The sequence below is a fragment of the Pseudomonas sp. BS3767 genome (assembly GCF_900099665.1).
In the GTDB taxonomy this organism is placed as follows: Bacteria; Pseudomonadota; Gammaproteobacteria; order Pseudomonadales; family Pseudomonadaceae; genus Aquipseudomonas; species Aquipseudomonas cerasi.
In genome coordinates this window covers 381,430-397,701 of the sequence record NZ_FNCX01000001.1, presented here as the reverse complement: position 1 = coordinate 397,701, position 16,272 = coordinate 381,430, and the positions used below count along the sequence as shown (strand labels likewise).

The window sequence follows — 16,272 nt, the reverse complement described above, 5'->3', positions numbered from 1 at the left end:
TCATTATTAACCTCATAAGTACAATCAACGGTCGGTACACATTTAATAGATAGTGTATGGGCGGGGCACTGTCGGTTTGAATAACTCAGGCGAAGATCGCGGTGGTGGCCACGTTATACAACGCAATAATCGCGAACAGTCCAATGACCAATGAAACAAATCGGTTGACTCGATTGCCCGATAGTAACGAGGGTAGCTTTCGGCCGAAAAATGCGCCCAACGCGACCCACGTTATTCCGACAGGAATAACGACCAACGAAAAAACAGTCATGAATGCCCCATAACTTTCCACGTGCAAAAAGGTTCCAGCGGGCGCTATGATCGTAGCGAAAGACAGCCCTTTTGGATTGTTGAGTGTTGCCAAAAACAACGCTCGGATCGAAATCGGCGCTGGCTTTCCATCGGTGTCCTGTTGAATCGAAAACCACAATTTCAGAGAAATATAGAACAGGAACATCACGGCCAGAACTTTGGTCGCGACCACTACCCAGCCATAGTTTTCGATCATTGCGTCGATGGACAAACCCCACGAGGTGATCTGAATCAGATAAGCCGCCCACTCGGCAGCGACCAGCTTCAGCGAATACATGCCCAGCCCGCGACTGATGCCTGATTGCAGCAGCAGCGAATTAGTCGGCCCTGGCACCAGCAGCAAGGTGAGCATTGCAATTGCAACGTAATACATGGCCATACCCAACACTCCAAAATAGATTTTTTCCAGCTCGCCGGGGTTTTCAAACATGAACACCACGGGTGCATGGGCAAGCGCCTAAGCCTTCAGGACATTGCTGAAGCTGGCATCGATTGTTAATCCACGGTTGACCTTGTTTTACTACGTACGCCCATTTCATTAACAAGGCGCTTACAACGTATCCGTTATCGATTTGACGCAGACTTACTGCCGCCCTCGATGTCTTGTTAGTCGGCTCCCCCTTCAAGCACCCTCCACACCGCCCCGCTCTCCGATGACAACCCTGTCGCCGGCTTTGAGCCCCGAAAGTACTTCGACCCTGACCTGGTTATTGATGCCTGGCACCACGTCCGCTGTTCTGACCTCGTCACCTTCACCCAGAACTCTTACGCTGTAGGTGCCGTCTTCCCGCCGGTCACCCAGCGCGGCAACAGGAATCGTCAACACGCCCTCTTTCGCCTCCAGCACAATTCGGACGTTAGCGGTCATGTCGATGTAGAAGCGGCTTTCAAGGTTGGGGACATCAAAAAGGGCGTTGTAGAAGACGGCTTTACTGTTTTCGCCTGTTGCTCCGGACTGGCTTGCAGCGTCCACAGGACCTGGCTCGATCGCCTTGAGGGTGGCGTTATAGCGCGTATCAGGATCGCCCGGGATAGTGAAGTAAACCGCAAGACCGGGTTTGATTTTGAGCACGTCGGCTTCGGAAACCTGCGCCTTCACGGTCATGGTGTCGAGTTGCGCCATCTTCAGAATGACCGGTGCCATCTGGTCTGCAATGACGGTCTGGCCCTCCTGAGTGACGATGGCGAGGACCTGACCATCCATTGGTGCGAAGATTCGTGTGTAGTCGAGTTTGATGCGTGCCGCTTCTTCCTGCACGCGGGCGGTCTGCAATTGTGCGGTGAGCGAAACCAGATTGGCGCGCTGGGCCTCCAGCTCAAATCGAGTCTTGTCCTGATCCGCTTTGGAAACCGCCGTCGTGGAGCCCAGTGCCTGGTATCTGCGATCATTCGACTCGGCAAGCTTCAACTTATGCAGCGTCGCGTCCCGTTCAGCCGTGAGTTGTTCGATTTTGACGACCGCCTGGCGCAGAGCATTTCTGGCGGGCAGAGGGTCGATCTCTGCCAACAGCTGGTTTTTTCTGACCATGTCACCAGGTTTGACCTTCAAGGACTGCAATTGCCCGGAAACCTGTGCGCCGACGTCCACCTGATTACGCCCATGGAGCACACCTTGTGCCATGACGGCGTACTCCATGTCCGTAACTTCCGCTGCGGCAGAGAGAAAAGCTGTCTCTTCTTCCCCGCTTGCGCCCTTATAGAAGGCGTAGCCAGCCAGCGAGATCGTTAGATCGATCAACACGAGTCTCAAAAGGATTTTGCGGAAATTCAATTTCCGGAAAAAGCCGACAATGCTCACTGTATTCCCCGCCTAATGGGCTTCCCGGATCTCGGATGAATCAACGGCTCAACACTTAAATAAAGGGCGTACATGAGAATATCTACTTCGCCACTACCGCTGTCCTGCGAGGCAGGCGCTCATTCTGCAGCCATGCACTAATGGAAACATCAGGACCTGTGTGCGTCTGTCCCCGCATTCAGGGACATTATCGCGGGGCGTCGCCGGATGGTTGTGTCTGAAACGCAAAAACGAAACATATTTTGAGCACCCTACAGCGATCACGTGAGGCAATGGACTCTTGGCATGAAGAACTTTATTTTTGAGACAGATGGCCCGCCATGTATTTCGTCGCAGGCGTCAGGCTTCAGTAGTTGCAATCGTGACGTATCGAAGAGGTCAGCCACGCAAAAGATCTTTTATTCTGAGACTAATATCGGGTTCCCGCTTAGGGTGTTTGTCACTTGCTAGTGAGCACCGTCGGCGCTGGCTATCCGGCCTCTAGCGAGACGCTTGTCCCCCTTTTCCCCTACAGACTGGGTATGGCCTCTATGTGTAAATTCTCTAATGCACTAGTAACATTGTCCTACAATCAGACAGTATACTCATTGCTAGGTATGAGACGGCTGCCCTGTATGCGAGGTTGCTTTTGGTTCGGCTGGAGATTAACGCCATGGGGGCGAATGTGTAATGGAAGCCAATCTACAAATGACGGGAAATCAGTCAGCGTATTTTCTGGAGCTCGGGAAGTTAATCGCAAGCGTGGGTGATGCAGGATTCGCTTCGAACATGTACCAAATCATCGCGGCCAGCGTTCCCATCGGTTGCCTCGACCTGAGCGAATGGACGATCGACGAGAATGAAGGAAGCGTTATCAGCATCCAGCCTCTGGGGCAGGAGACCGCCGATCACAAACCGATGATTCTAACCGTGTCGCAGAACCAGGAGACGCTGCTCGCTCGAATGCTCAGTGTTGACGACTTTCTGCTCGTTCATCTGAAACTACCCAGCAGCGTTGGACAGGCCAGCTCTGGCCCGACAGGTACCTATCACTGCAATCTGGTGTCGCGCAAGTCGAACAGGCGCTGTGTCATTTCCTTGCACCGCGACCATCATCAACGTGATTTTTCACTTCACGAATTATCGTTTTTGAAGAATTTCTCAGAGGCCCTGTTGCCCCTGCTGGACAGACATGCCCAGACAACCCGTACTTTGTGCACTGCGCATGCTGACAACGAAGCCGTTACACAGGGCGGCCAGCAGCTTCAACGCGAGTTCAACGATAAGCTGAGTCAAGCGGAGGTCCGGTTGTCATTGCGTGAAAAAGAAATATGCCTTGGCATATTGGCTGGCGCTACGGTCCCAGAGCTTGCCGACAAACTGCATGTCAAGAACAGCTCCATCGAAACCTACCTCAAGCGCGCCGGAGCGAAGCTTGGTGTGAAGGGGCGACACGGTTTGGTCAAGTGGATGACAGGCGTATCTCAAACAGCCTGAGCCCGCCATGCGCCGCAGCGCGGTTTTACCTGTCTGATCGTCTCGCCCAGCGGGTGGCCGAAGCCAATCTGCACCAGGTGCTCGGTGATGTTGCCTGTGTCGCACCGCCAGCCAACCGCCCCTCCATCGGCTAAACCGAGTGAGGCTACTGTTGTACAGCGATAGTTTTATAAAATGCCTGTAGCGAAGTCAGCAAACACCAAAATTAAAAACAAGCGCCCCCCTGATGAAGGGCGTTGTGATGCGCACTTACTGTGCACTATCGTACGCGTGGGTACTTATTCACTTGCTATCGAGCAGGATAACTAGTATGGCGTGCCTGTCCGGAGCGTCATGCCGCTTCGCTGCTGTCCAGCACATCCAGTAATACTGCGCGGAATGACACCCAGCGTTATAAGCGTCACGTGTGATCTCTCTCTTATTATTAAGCTTTTTTCATTGCAATTCAGGTGTGAAACATGAACTATATGGTTAGTATTCGGTCATACGCTCAGATGGATTTATTTAAGGCCCCTTCGATCAATATGATCACCTTAATATAAAAAAAATGGTGCAACACGCCCCCGTATTGCCACCCCCGTGTGCGTACGTGGACAACATGGACAGGGATAGGAGTTGATCGTCATGCCAACGTTACTCGCTGCCTTTAGATCGCCGCCGCAGGCGTTATGGCTTCACTCTGTGGGACGATTGTCATCAGACAACCCTCTAGTTACTCAGAGTGATTCGCATTTCCCTGCGCTACCTGGCACACCTCAGACTCAATAAACATCGATAAAAGAAGTTATCAATATTAACGAGTGCATTGCTTATGGTTAGCATTCTCGCTTTTCTTAACACGCATGAATTTTTACTAGTGCATGCTCTTGGGCAACGTTATCGCTCCACGTTCAACCTCTTGTTAAGTCAGTATAAATTTTGTATGACGCCCTACATATAATCTGTTTGGTCGCAGGGCTTGAAGAGTACAAAGCACTTACTTATTCATTTGCTGAATCAAGGCTGCGCCTTGGCGTGTCTCTTTATAAACGGAAAAAGGAACCCCGATGAACATGCAACAGCTTTTCCCGCATCTCGGCAAAGTGATCTCCGGTATTGGAAGCCGTCAGTTCGCTCGCTTGCTCCACGAGATGATTACCGCTTCATTGCCCGTGGATGCGACCCATGTCATTCAGGGACTCAGTCGATCTACGAATGAAGTCACCGGCGCTCAGGCCATAGGTGCATTTGGCGGAAACCTACACCAGGTGCTCACTCCCGGGGTCGATAGCAGACGTCTGGAGCCTGTTCTGTTGAGCCCGACAGAGCTGGCAGATACGCGCATCGACAGATCCATCAGGTTCGAGTCGCCCACTTACAGCGCGCAAGAGAAGCCAGGTCATGTGCCCTCCCACGCCGCTCTCCCCCAAGTACACCTCGCTTACCCGGGAAAGGGGGAATATGTGCTGTCGGTTTATCGATCACCCTCTGCCAAGGCATTCACCAGTCAAGAGCGCGCCCGACTCAAAGACCTGTCCTGGGTCGTATTGCCCATCGTGAAGCAACACATTGCGACCGTGACACCTACCCTCGTTTCGACAAACCCCTTGCCTGTCACAAAAAGCCTGAAAAACAAAGATGCCATGGAAGGCCTGCGCCAGCGTTTCCTGGGCCGCCTCGAGGCATCGGCGCTAAGCCTGTCTTCGCGCGAAACCGAAGTGTGCGTCGGCCTGCTGGCTGGTCTCACGGTGCCTCAACTGGCAGAAAGGCTTGATCTGAAAGTCAGCACAGTGGAGAGCTACTTCAAGCGCGCGGCGGTAAAAATGGGCATCGCGGGTCGCAGTGCGCTACTTCGCTGGTTGCATGCAGAGCAGCGCATGCAGCATGCAATCCCAGTAGAGATGTTTCAGGCGGCTGTCTGAGCAGAGTGCGGTTTTATGGTCGTTCCACGTTAAAGGATTCTCCCACCGTGCAGCGGTACGGTCTGTAGACCAGTTGATACCCGTCTCGACCGCGACCGCCGCGCCATCCGGCGTATGCCGGACGTCATTGCCGTCCCCTCGACTGATCAATGTCGAGGGTAAACGACAATACTGTGCAGGTTTATGCGTATAGCGCTATTCCTCTAGCGCATAAAAAAACCCGCCGAAGCGGGTCGTTTTTCTATCAATACCATTCCGACATCCTGTCAGTAGCCGTCCCGGCAATGGTGATCATCCTTGACCTCCGAAGCGCCTCCTGCGCAACGGTTGATGGCTATAGATTGCTACTTCGCGAGCACGTCGTACAGGGCTGATGCACTCCAGCGCGTGTAAGCCTTTCGCTATAGGTTCAACTATGGCGCAGCGAGATCACCCCTGTTCAAACTCGATCAACACCTTGCCGATGTGCTGTGCTGCGGCGAAATACGCGTAGGCTTCGGGGGCCTCGGCGAATTTGAATGTCCTGGCGACTACCGTTTCAACTCCATTGGCCTCGATGGCTCGAATAAGGTCGACAAACATCTCGCGGCTGCCGTTGGCGATGCCTCTGATTGTGACGTTTTTGAGGATCAGCGACAGGTAGTCGGGAATCGGCGAGTGCTGACCTGGCGTCACGCCTATCACGGCAATACGGCCGTTGACGGCAGCCGCCGCGATCGATTGTCCCAAGGTGTCCTGCCCTCCTGTCTCGATAATGATGTCGGCACCGGCGTTATCACTGAGCGCCATGACTTGAGCCGCCCAGTCCGGGTGCGTGCGGTAATTGATCGTGATGTCGGCGCCAAGCTGACGCGCGATGTCCAGCTTCTCGTCACTCGATGAGGTGATCGCCACGCGTGCGCCGTGAAGCCTGGCCAGTTTCAACGCGGCCAGCGCCACTCCGCCGGTCCCCAGACACAGGACGAGTTCACCCGGTTTGACCTTGCAGACCTCCATCAGCGCGTTCCAGGCGGTCAGACCGGCAGATGCCAGTGCGGCAACGTCCTTGTCAGCCAACGCGTCCGGTACGTGAATCAAGGCAGCGGCGGGCAATACGACTTTTTCAGCCAGCCAGCCGTCATGAGTTACACCGACATCGTGGGCGAACACGCTGGTGCGAAATTCGCCCTGCAGCCAGCCGGGAAAGTGACCGCAGATGACCCGGTCGCCCGGTTTGACCTGGCTGACGCCCTCGCCTACGGCGATGACTTCACCCACGCCTTCGGACATGGGAATGCGCTCTGGTAATTGTCGGGGGCCGTATGTACCACGCAGAATTTGAACATCCCGGCTGATAAGGCTCACCAGGCGAGGCGCCACGATGGCCTGCCCCGGCCCGGCGATCGGCTCGGGCCGAGTGGTCGCGGTCAGCGCGTCCAGGCCTTGTTGAGATCCGATCTGAAAAGCTTTCATGAACATAATCCTTGTGCCGTCAGCGCCATGAGGTCTCTGCATCGCGCCTTGAAAATATCGTGTCGCCCGGTTCAGGGCCGCGGGTTTTTCAACGTGTCGCCTACACAATACCTGCTCAGCGCTGAGCATCAAGTCCGGCACTCGCATCCCGGCCGCCTTGGTCTGCTGCCTGGCGTGGCGTAACGGCACGGCGCAGCGCAGCGTTGCGTTGCGTTGCGCCACGGCCGTGCTTACGCCTGATGTACCGAGTTATTGTGGTAGCTGGCAGCCCTTTTTCTTCAAGGATTCCAGGACCCAGGAGCGATCGTTTTCTCCCTTGGCGATCTGTTCCAGTTGCTTTTGTTCGGCATGGTGCTTGGCCGCGGCTCGATCATAGACGTCGGCGACATGCTCGTACGGTACGCACAGCAAGCCGTCCTCATCGCCTATGACCAGATCACCCGGTTCGATCACCATACCGTCGATCGCAATGGCCACGTTGATCTCACCCGGTCCGTCCTTGTAAGGGCCCCGGTGGGAAATGCCTGCTGCAAACATCGGGAATGTCCCCGCAGCAATGCTCCCTGCGTCCCGAATCGCGCCGTTGATGACGATGCCCGCCACGCCACGCTTCACCGCATAGGCCACCATCATCTCGCCGATGAGCGCGTTGCTCAGGTCTCCCCCCGCATCCACCACGATCACATCGCCCGGTTCGGCGATATCAATGGCGTAATGCAACATGAGGTTGTCACCGGGCCGGGCTTTCACGGTCAGAGCAGGTCCGGCCAGCACGCCTTCGCGGTGCATCGGACGCAGTCGAGCGCCGCCTGCGGTCATTCTATTCATCGAATCGCTGATATTTGCGACGGGTACGTCGCGATAACGTGATACCCACTCGGCGCTGACTTTGCGGGCTGCTTCGAGGACTCGGAATCCAATCGTCATGGGGCATGGCTCTCTTGAAATTATGGGTTGCCGCCGAAAGGCTGGGAGAAGAATTTTCAGAATCACATTTCATTTTGTATCAATCAAGCGGTAAAAAATAATTAATAAACTTTTTTATTCCGATAAAAATCAGGATAGTGAAATGGCATTTCATTATGGTAGGTTTTGGATATCGGGTTGAAGTCGCTGCCCGGTCGCACACCAAACGCGACGCAAACAAGAACAAGGTACGCATCCATGACCCGCAAGATTTTGCTGACGGGCCCCGCCCTGGCACACAACGCGATGAGCTATGCGAATGATCTGGGCATTCAGATTTTCCCCACCACCCCCTATCTGCCGGCTGAAGAGCTCACTTCGCTCATCCGCGACGTGCAGCCCGACGCGATCATCGTCAGGCAAGGCAAGCTCACGCGAGAAATGATCGAAGCGTCCCCCATGCTCAAGGCGGTCGCCAAGCATGGGGTCGGCTACGACACCATCGATATTCAGGCGGCGGCAGAGAAAGGTGTCCCTGTCATGATCGCCCTCGGGGCGAACGCGCAATCCGTGGCCGAACATGCCTTTGCGCTCATGTTCAGCGTGGCTCGGCAAATTGCCTGGCTGGATGCCCGTACACGTCAGGGGCATTGGGACAAGGCCACCGCCAACGGCATCGAGTTGTCCGGCAAGACATTGGGGTTGGTTGGCCTTGGAGCGATCGGCAGCATCCTGATGGATCTGGTTGCGCCCTTGCAGATGAAGGTCAAGGTGTTCGACCCTTACCTCAAAACGCTACCCGAACGTTCAAACGTCGAGCGTGAAACCGACTTTGACCGCCTCATCGAATCCAGCGATATCATCAGCCTGCATTGCCCGCTGACTGACGAAAATCGCAACCTGATCAGTACCGCGCAACTGAACCGCATGCGCTCCAACTGCATCCTGATCAATACTGCCCGTGGTGAACTGGTCGACACCCAGGCGCTTATCCAGGCGCTGCAAGCCAACAAAATCGCAGGTGCGGGGCTGGATACGTTCAATCCGGAGCCACCGCCTGCCGACAGCGCGCTGTGGCAGCTGCCAAATCTCGTTGCCACACCGCATACGGGTGCCAATACCACCGAATCCCTTGATCGCGTGGGACTGCTGGCCGTTCAACAGATCGTGAAAGTGTGGGGAGGCGACGCGCTTGATCCTCGCTGCGTCGTGAATCGCCAATTGCTCGATAGCTGATCCGGCTTGCGCCCCGCTGCCTGGCCGGCGGGGCGAACATCTACCGTTTCTCCACAAAAATAAACACAGGAGAGCACCATGGCCCGCCCCCAAGCGACTCAACCGGTCACCGAACTCGAGCGCACTACCATGCGCAAAGTTGCATGGCGACTGCTTCCATTCCTTATCCTCTGTTACCTGATTGCGATCATCGACCGCGGCAACATCGGCATGGCATCGCTGCAGATGAATCATGACCTGGGCCTCAGCCCGACGATCTTCGGTTTCGCGAGCAGCCTGTTCTTTGTTTCCTACTTTCTGGTCGAGGTGCCGAGCAACCTGGCACTGCAGAAATTCGGCGCGCGCATCTGGATTGCACGCATCATGATCACCTGGGGGCTGATTTCCGCAGGTACGGCTTTTGTACAGGGCGCCAACTCGCTATACGTCATGCGCTTTCTGCTGGGCGCTGCCGAGGCAGGTTTTTTCCCGGGGGTGCTGCTGTACATGACTTACTGGTTGCCGTCAGCCTATCGAGCACGCATGGTGGCGATCTTCATGGTCGCTATTCCAGGTGCAAACTTTCTGGGCTCGCCGCTTTCGGGCTACCTGCTGACACTGGACGGCTGGATGGGCATGAGGGGCTGGCACTGGCTGTTCATTCTTGAGGGGATCCCCGCGGTACTGCTGGGAATTGCCTGCCTTTTCATTCTCACAGATCGTCCCGCTCAGGCCCGCTGGCTGAATGACGCGCAGCGCACCTGGCTGGTTAACAAGCTGGACGAAGAGCGCAAGCTCAAGACCAATATCGGCCATATCTCGCTGTGGAAGCTGCTCAAGCACAAGGACATATGGGTCATGGCGCTTATCTATTCAGGCGCGTCTGCAGCAGGCAGCACCATGAGCGTATGGGCACCGCAACTGTTGAAAAGCTTTGGCCTGAGCAATCTGGAGATCGGCTTCGTCAATGCCATTCCCTACGGTATTGCATCGGTTGCCATGATCGTCTGGGGGCGCAGCTCGGACCGCAGCAATGAACGTCGCTGGCACACCTCCGCCACGTTGTTTTTGATCACGGCAGGTCTGCTGCTGGCGCTGGTCACATCCTCTCTACCCGCCACTGTGATGATGCTGACCATGGTGCTCATCGGCGCCTACTCGATGAAAGGCCCGTTCTGGGCACTGGCGTCCAACTGGCTTTCGAGCAGCACGGCAGCTGCCGGACTGGCGGCCATCGGCGCTCTGGCGAATCTGATCGGAGGCGGGATCATGGTCAATGCTTATGGTGCTATTCACCAGGCCACGGGAAGTTATGCGATCGCTCTGCTGCCTCTGGCCGCGCTGTGCACGGCTGGTGCAATCGCCGTGGTTGTGATGGGCAGAAGCCGCAAGCGTGAGGCGCATGAGGACGCCAAATCTGTAGAGGTCAACTGAGAAACTGGCGATAACGGTTTGAAACGCTGCCTTGCGCAGCGCTTCAAGTCGGCCGTTTATGGAAACTTCGCACTGCTGCCGGACTCAGACCGCTTCGTCGACCGCCGGTGCGCGATGTGCCACCTTCTCCTCGCCGAAGCTTTTCCCTCCCAGGCTGCGCGTCAGGTCGTCAGCCACCTCGATGAAGATCGACCGGATCGCTTTTGCGTAGTCAGCGGTCAGTCGCATGGACGGGCCCGAAAGTACCAGTGCTCCGATGTTTTCATGCAGCGGGCCAAAAATAGGCAATGCCATCGAGGCAGCATGCGGGTCAGTCGCACCGCTGGAGTAAAAAGGCTCCAGCCCATCCTTCGCACGGGCATACGGGGTACGCAATGCTTCGGCACTCGCCGCACCGTCCATGGGGCGCATGTCTCCAGGCTGCATATGCAATCGCAGCCGGTGAGGAGAGTTGACCCGGTACTGGCACAACCGATAGGCGCCGTGTTTCACATAAAAAGAGGCCGTCTCGCCGGTTTCACCGGTCAACTTGTGCAGTCTTGGCAACACATGCCGCTCAAGATCCAGAGCATCCTGGTAGACCGCATTGAGGCGCATGACCTCGCTCGCGAGCATATAGCGACCGTCTGCAAGACGATTGACGAAGCCATAGGTTTCCAGGGAAACCATCAAACGCATGATCGTGCTTTTGATCAGTCCGGTGCGCTCGACCAGTTCCACAAGGCTCAAGGCCGAGTCTCCGATCTGAAACGAAGACAGAACGGTGAGCACTCTATCCGCTGATGCGACTCCATTCACGGCGGGACGTGGACGCGTTTTGACCATCATTATCTCCTGTGCGGCAGATTGCAGCATGAACCTCGAACTCGCAGCATTATCCGTTAGCTGAAAACGGATAGCCATGAAACCCTTGGTATCAGCCGCGCTGCAAAGGTCAAAAAAACGCCGCCAGCCCAATGTCGGGCTTACTGCTTCAAATGCCAGACACCTTCCACCTTGTGCGCCAGACCTCGCTCGCCCAATGATTCGATATATTTCTGCATGCCCTTTTCGCCACGTTTTTGTAGCAGGCGGATGGCCCGTGGCAATAGATTGGGGAACAACATGGCCAGACTGGACGCCCAGGATTCACTCGGTTTCGGTGATCGCTCCAGGCAGGGCTTGTCGAGCATGAGCATTACCTGACGTGCGACGTCATCCGGCGATTGCGGCGGCGCGATGAACTGCAAGGCGTTGCCGCCCTCAATCGCTTCCTTGCGCAACATTTGTGTGTCTGTCGCAGTGGGCAGGATCGAGCCGACCTTGATGCCCTTCTCTGCCAGATCCAGCCCGATCGACAGCATGGCGCCACGCAGGCCGAACTTGCTGGCGCAATAGATGGGTGATTCCGGCGTGGGAAATACACCGCCCAGCGAAACCGTGGAGATGATCCGGGCGTCAGCCGAGCGCTTGAGCAATGGGATGGCGAGGCGCGTAAGAATCAGGGGTGCAACGAGATTGATATTGAGCTCTCGGCTGATGCTGTCCACCGAGCGTGTATCGAACGCCTCGACCACCGCGATGGCGGCATTATTGATCAGCACGTCCAGTCGGCCAAACTCTGCTTCTATATAGGCCATCAAATCAGCCAGGGCTTGCTGATCGGTCAGATCAACCACATAGGGATAAGCGCCTTCCCCCAGTTTTTCTGCCAGCGAACACAATTGTTTTTCGTCGATATCAGCCAGGACCAGTTGCATCCCCCGACGGATCAGCTGGGCACAGATGGCCTGGCCTATGCCACCGGCCGCACCGGTAATCAGGACCACCGTTTTCATGAGCACGTCTCCTGAATGGCGGCTGTTTCCTGGAGCAGCGGCGCAGCCACATAGCCGGCACCTCTGCGCAGGTTCTTGTAGTAGCCTTCCTCGACCATTGGCCAGCCCAGCCCATGAGACAACTTGCGCAGGTATTTCTTGAGCGTATGAGCCTCCAGGTACACCTCATGGCGTTGGGATTTGACGAACGTGATCCCCCCGGAAAGATCCGGATCGTCAGACGCAATCAACCGATCAAATTGACGAGCTCTGGCTTTTTGCTGCAATTGGTCGCGCAAGTAACAGGCCACCGCGTGGGCCTCGCTGTCGAACAGCTTGTAGGCGCTGGAGTTGGTTTCAACGTAACCGATGCCAAACAGGTTGTGGTGCTCCCGGCTGAAAATCGACAGGTATAACCGGGGCCGACCGCCCTTCCACTCGAAATAGTTTGCGGCGTATTTGCAGCTCCATTTATAACCGGTGGCGTAAAGCACCAGATCCAGCGCCTCGCGTGTGCCATCCTTGAACACCACGTACTGCCCCTCATAGTGCGAGACATCCGCTTTGACCTGAATATCACCGTGCTGCAAACAGTGCAGCAACTGGGTATTGAGCAACGGGTGGCTTTCAAACAGCTTGTGGTCAGGTCTGGGCAAGCCAAAACGGCGCGTGTCGCCATTGATCACGCGCAGAATCGCCTGAAATATAGGCCGCGCCAGCCATATTGGCAGTTGCGGCCCCTTTTCGCCGAACTCATCAACCGGCATTCCGAACAGATGCTTGGGGATGAAGTGATAGCCGCGGCGCATGCTGATAAAGGCTTTATCCGCATGCCTGGCGGCGTCACAGGCAATATCTGCACCGGAGTTGCCCGCACCGATGACCATTACCCGTTTGCCCTTGAATTCGTCGGCATGCTTGTAGGTTACCGAGTGCCTGATGGTGCCTTCGAACTGACCTTTCACCTCGGGCATGTTCGGGTCCCAGTTGCACCCTGTGGCGCACACAACCGCGCGATAGCGGCGTCGTTCACCGTTGGCCAGTGTCACCAGCCAGCGGCCGTTTTCTTCCTTTTCGACATTGTCGACGGCGGTGTTGAAGCGGATTTTGCCGTACAGGTCGAACGCCATTGCAAAGGAGCGAACGTACTCGAAAATCTGCCGATTGCTCGGGTAGTCGGGAAAGTGCGCGGGCATCGGGTAATCAATGAAGCCAGACTGATCGCGCGAAGAGATAAAGTGCGCCGAATGGTACATCGGCGTTCCGGGGTTATTGATATCCCAGACACCACCCACTTCACTGTGTCGCTCGAATTGTTCGTAATCGAGTCCCTGGCGCTTCAGCGCCCTGGCCATGCAAAGCCCGCCAGGCCCGCTTCCGATAATGCACACCGCGTCGGCGCAATCGTGGATCTTGTTGTCGTTGCTCACGTTGTATTCCTCGGGTTCTACAGCGAGAACCCTAAGTTAGCCAACGAGCCGTAGCGCTAGCAGGGGGTTTATGGACGTTAAAGGGGGTGATAACGGACTTGTCCGACAGGCACTTCAAGCCGATAAAAATGAACGTTTCCACGGATGTTTCAGCTGTTTTTTCAGGCATGCTGTGATTCGATGGGACAAAAATACCTGCACGTGAAAGGTCTGGATCAATATGAAGCTCATTGCCGACCCACTGTTCTCCGAAGCCTCTGCCCCGCCACAGGTATCGCGCATGCTCCTGCAGTACGCGACCGATCGTGGCGTCAATACCCAGTGGCTGTGCCGTGGCCTGGGTTTCGCTCCTGACGACCTGAAGAAATCGGGTTATTTACTGTCGCACCGGCAAAGCAACCTGCTGGTGCGCCGGACCCTTTCGGAGTTGGGCGATGATGGCTTGGGGTTGTCGGTCGGCCAGCGCCAGACGGCCGTGTCATGGGGTATCGTCGGATTGGGCATGCAGGCCAGCCCGACGCTGGGCGATGCGCTCAATCTGGCCATCCGCTATCAGAAACACGCCGGCGCCCTGCTCTCCCACCGTATGGAGTTTCACGAGGGGCGTTGCCTGACGTATATCGTGCCGCAGTTCTTCGACCCCGATGTAATCGGTTTCTATCTGGAAGAGGCGTTCGCCAGCGCGATGGCGATCGTTCGGCACCTGAGTGGCCGTCATGATCTGGTTCCCAGTCGTGTGGAACTTGAATACCCGGAGCCCGAGCACGCGCATCGGTACAAGGAAGTGTTCCGCTGTCCGGTGGTATTCGCCGGTACGCATAATCTGATCGAGTTCGACGCCCGTTGGCTGGAAACGCCATTGGTCACGCGTGACGATTTCGTCGCGGCCGAAGTGGCCGAGTTGTTGGACAGCGCAAACTGGGAAGATAAAGGCACGTCTGATCTTGTCGAAACCGTGCAACGGGAAATACGCAAGCGGCTCTGCGCGCCGCCGTCACTCAATGAACTCGCGCAGCAACTCAATATAGGCGAGCGCACCTTGAGGCGGCGTCTGGATGAAGCCGGACAGTCTTATCAGGGCGTCATCGATTCACTGCGCCGGGCAAAGGCACTGTCACTGCTGAGTCACCGCGAAACGAAGCTGATCGACGTGGCCAGCGAAACCGGCTTCAGTGATATTCGTGATTTTCGCCGGGCATTCAAGCGCTGGACCGGGGTAACGCCGCGAGAGGCCAGGCACGAGATGCAGCAGTTCCGCAAAGATATCCAGCGCCCGACATCGCCCTGATGTTTCGCGTGATCCGCAGTCTGCAGCGTATTGACGGAAGTCCATCGCCGCCCCCTTTCGCGTCCGGTTCAGCCCTGATCGTTCTGTAACCGATTGTTTAACGTAGCCCTGCTCTGCATAACCAATCAAACAAGAGATGGGCTGCCATGACCGATCGAGTCCTTGTTACCGGAGGTGGCGGGTTCGTTGCCTGCCACCTTATTCAGCAATTGCTCGCCAGCGGTATTACCGTCAATACCACCGTGCGCAATCTCGCCAACGAGACAAAAGTGCTGCCTTTGCGGACGCTGCAAAAGCAGTATCCGGGCAGGCTTTATCTGTTCGAGGCGGACCTTCTGGCAGAAGGCGCATTTGATGCGCCCATGCGCGACTGCAACGTGGTCCATCATGTGGCGTCACCTTTTCTGTTGCCCGAGAAAATAAAAGACGGTCGCCGGGAGATGCTTGAGCCCGCACTGCAGGGCACCCGGAATGTTCTGCAGAGTGTCGATAAAACCCCCAGCGTGATGCGCGTGGTCATGACCTCCACGGTCGGGGCAATCTTTGGTGACTACATCGATGTGCTGCAGATGAGCAACAAGACCCTCACCGAGGAGTATTTCAATACCAGCAGCACACTCGAGACCAATCCCTACCATTACGCCAAGGTCGAAGCCGAGAAAGAGGCGTGGCGAATCTGCGAAGCGCAGAGCCGCTGGAGCCTGGTGACGATCAATCCCGGCATGATTCTGGGCCCGTCTCTGACACCCGCCTCGGAGTCCGGAAGCCTCTTCCTGCTGGATGAGATGTTCCGTGGCTACTTCTTTTACGGGATGCCCGACCTGAGCCTGACGACGGTCGACGTCCGGGATGTGGCGACAGCCCATATCACCGCGGCCAATAAGGCTGACGCTCATGGACGTTACATCCTTGCCGAACAACGAATGATCTCTTTCGTGGAGATCGCCGGCATTGTGCGAAGTCTGCATCGACGTCCCTGGCTGCTGCCCCGCTATCAGATCCCCAATGTGCTCGTGCGCTTGATCGGTCCGATGTTCGGGCTCACTCAGGCTTACCTGAGCAAGCATCTGGGCATCCGTTTCAGCGTGGATAACCAGCGCAGCGTGAATGATCTGGGAGTCAGGTATCGCTCGATCACCGAAACGCTGACCGACCACTATCAGTGCTGGGAAGCGCAGCGCCAGCTGAAAGGTCAGGCGGCCCGAAACCGTTAGGTTGCTCCGTCTGTGTAAACGGAATGGAACATGCATGGTTATCTGCCATC

Annotated in this window: 13 protein-coding genes; 6 read left to right on the top strand and 7 right to left on the bottom strand. The window is 56.1% G+C overall.

Going from position 1 to position 16,272, the window contains the following annotated elements; all coding sequences use genetic code 11:
- Nucleotides 1-85: 85 nt before the first annotated feature.
- Together BLR16_RS01600 and BLR16_RS01595 are read right to left on the bottom strand one after the other, a co-directional pair.
- Nucleotides 86-691, bottom strand: a complete 606-nt coding sequence (locus tag BLR16_RS01600) for a LysE family translocator (RefSeq protein ID WP_092194122.1) — start codon at nucleotides 689-691, stop codon at nucleotides 86-88.
- A gap of 243 nt (nucleotides 692-934) precedes the next feature.
- On the bottom strand, nucleotides 935-2,110 hold the full coding sequence (locus BLR16_RS01595; protein WP_024661756.1) for an efflux RND transporter periplasmic adaptor subunit: 1,176 nt from the start codon (nucleotides 2,108-2,110) through the stop codon (nucleotides 935-937).
- 687 nt (nucleotides 2,111-2,797) lie between these two features.
- Between BLR16_RS01595 and BLR16_RS01590 the strand changes: the two genes are divergently transcribed.
- Both BLR16_RS01590 and BLR16_RS01585 read left to right on the top strand, forming a co-directional pair.
- A complete protein-coding gene (locus BLR16_RS01590; protein WP_161437857.1) occupies nucleotides 2,798-3,586 on the top strand; it encodes a helix-turn-helix transcriptional regulator in 789 nt (262 codons plus the stop codon).
- Nucleotides 3,587-4,632: 1,046 nt separating this feature from the next.
- Complete coding sequence (locus tag BLR16_RS01585; protein ID WP_074807752.1) at nucleotides 4,633-5,487, top strand: helix-turn-helix transcriptional regulator; 855 nt, start codon at nucleotides 4,633-4,635, stop codon at nucleotides 5,485-5,487.
- A 429-nt stretch (nucleotides 5,488-5,916) separates the two neighbouring features.
- Here BLR16_RS01585 and BLR16_RS01580 read toward each other — a convergent pair whose 3' ends face one another.
- Together BLR16_RS01580 and BLR16_RS01575 are read right to left on the bottom strand one after the other, a co-directional pair.
- Nucleotides 5,917-6,939: a zinc-dependent alcohol dehydrogenase family protein gene (locus BLR16_RS01580; RefSeq protein WP_074807748.1), complete on the bottom strand. Its 1,023-nt coding sequence runs from the start codon at nucleotides 6,937-6,939 to the stop codon at nucleotides 5,917-5,919.
- A gap of 249 nt (nucleotides 6,940-7,188) precedes the next feature.
- On the bottom strand, nucleotides 7,189-7,866 hold the full coding sequence (locus BLR16_RS01575; protein WP_074807745.1) for an RraA family protein: 678 nt from the start codon (nucleotides 7,864-7,866) through the stop codon (nucleotides 7,189-7,191).
- A 237-nt stretch (nucleotides 7,867-8,103) separates the two neighbouring features.
- Between BLR16_RS01575 and BLR16_RS01570 the strand changes: the two genes are divergently transcribed.
- Together BLR16_RS01570 and BLR16_RS01565 are read left to right on the top strand one after the other, a co-directional pair.
- A complete protein-coding gene (locus BLR16_RS01570) occupies nucleotides 8,104-9,081 on the top strand; it encodes a hydroxyacid dehydrogenase (protein ID WP_074807742.1) in 978 nt (325 codons plus the stop codon).
- Nucleotides 9,082-9,159: 78 nt separating this feature from the next.
- Nucleotides 9,160-10,494, top strand: a complete 1,335-nt coding sequence (locus BLR16_RS01565) for an MFS transporter (protein WP_074807739.1) — start codon at nucleotides 9,160-9,162, stop codon at nucleotides 10,492-10,494.
- A gap of 84 nt (nucleotides 10,495-10,578) precedes the next feature.
- On the opposite strand, the gene BLR16_RS01560 is transcribed toward BLR16_RS01565, so the two are convergent.
- The 3 genes from BLR16_RS01560 to BLR16_RS01550 form a co-directional block, all read right to left on the bottom strand.
- The gene (locus BLR16_RS01560; RefSeq protein ID WP_003420515.1) at nucleotides 10,579-11,319 is read right to left on the bottom strand and encodes an IclR family transcriptional regulator; all 741 of its coding nucleotides are present in this window, start codon (nucleotides 11,317-11,319) and stop codon (nucleotides 10,579-10,581) included.
- 140 nt (nucleotides 11,320-11,459) lie between these two features.
- Nucleotides 11,460-12,311, bottom strand: a complete 852-nt coding sequence (locus BLR16_RS01555; RefSeq protein WP_092194054.1) for an SDR family oxidoreductase — start codon at nucleotides 12,309-12,311, stop codon at nucleotides 11,460-11,462.
- The gene (locus BLR16_RS01550; protein ID WP_058417187.1) at nucleotides 12,308-13,720 is read right to left on the bottom strand and encodes a flavin-containing monooxygenase; all 1,413 of its coding nucleotides are present in this window, start codon (nucleotides 13,718-13,720) and stop codon (nucleotides 12,308-12,310) included. Before BLR16_RS01550 ends, BLR16_RS01555 begins: the two co-directional genes overlap by 4 nt.
- A 220-nt stretch (nucleotides 13,721-13,940) precedes the next feature.
- Here BLR16_RS01550 and BLR16_RS01545 point away from each other — a divergent pair, with 220 nt between their 5' ends.
- A complete protein-coding gene (locus tag BLR16_RS01545) occupies nucleotides 13,941-15,008 on the top strand; it encodes an AraC family transcriptional regulator (protein ID WP_003372903.1) in 1,068 nt (355 codons plus the stop codon).
- A gap of 146 nt (nucleotides 15,009-15,154) precedes the next feature.
- On the top strand, nucleotides 15,155-16,222 hold the full coding sequence (locus BLR16_RS01540; protein WP_074807733.1) for an NAD-dependent epimerase/dehydratase family protein: 1,068 nt from the start codon (nucleotides 15,155-15,157) through the stop codon (nucleotides 16,220-16,222).
- Nucleotides 16,223-16,272 lie beyond the last annotated feature (50 nt).

Bases quoted from the DNA above. Each gene is read 5' to 3' on its own strand.
- BLR16_RS01600 (WP_092194122.1), bottom strand. From the start codon at position 691: ATGGCCATGTATTACGTTGCAATTGCAATGCTCACCTTGCTGCTGGTG.
- BLR16_RS01590 (WP_161437857.1), top strand. From the start codon at position 2,798: ATGACGGGAAATCAGTCAGCGTATTTTCTGGAGCTCGGGAAGTTAATC.
- BLR16_RS01585 (WP_074807752.1), top strand. From the start codon at position 4,633: ATGAACATGCAACAGCTTTTCCCGCATCTCGGCAAAGTGATCTCCGGT.
- BLR16_RS01580 (WP_074807748.1), bottom strand. From the start codon at position 6,939: ATGAAAGCTTTTCAGATCGGATCTCAACAAGGCCTGGACGCGCTGACC.
- BLR16_RS01575 (WP_074807745.1), bottom strand. From the start codon at position 7,866: ATGACGATTGGATTCCGAGTCCTCGAAGCAGCCCGCAAAGTCAGCGCC.
- BLR16_RS01570 (WP_074807742.1), top strand. From the start codon at position 8,104: ATGACCCGCAAGATTTTGCTGACGGGCCCCGCCCTGGCACACAACGCG.
- BLR16_RS01565 (WP_074807739.1), top strand. From the start codon at position 9,160: ATGGCCCGCCCCCAAGCGACTCAACCGGTCACCGAACTCGAGCGCACT.
- BLR16_RS01560 (WP_003420515.1), bottom strand. From the start codon at position 11,319: ATGGTCAAAACGCGTCCACGTCCCGCCGTGAATGGAGTCGCATCAGCG.
- BLR16_RS01555 (WP_092194054.1), bottom strand. From the start codon at position 12,311: ATGAAAACGGTGGTCCTGATTACCGGTGCGGCCGGTGGCATAGGCCAG.
- BLR16_RS01545 (WP_003372903.1), top strand. From the start codon at position 13,941: ATGAAGCTCATTGCCGACCCACTGTTCTCCGAAGCCTCTGCCCCGCCA.
- BLR16_RS01540 (WP_074807733.1), top strand. From the start codon at position 15,155: ATGACCGATCGAGTCCTTGTTACCGGAGGTGGCGGGTTCGTTGCCTGC.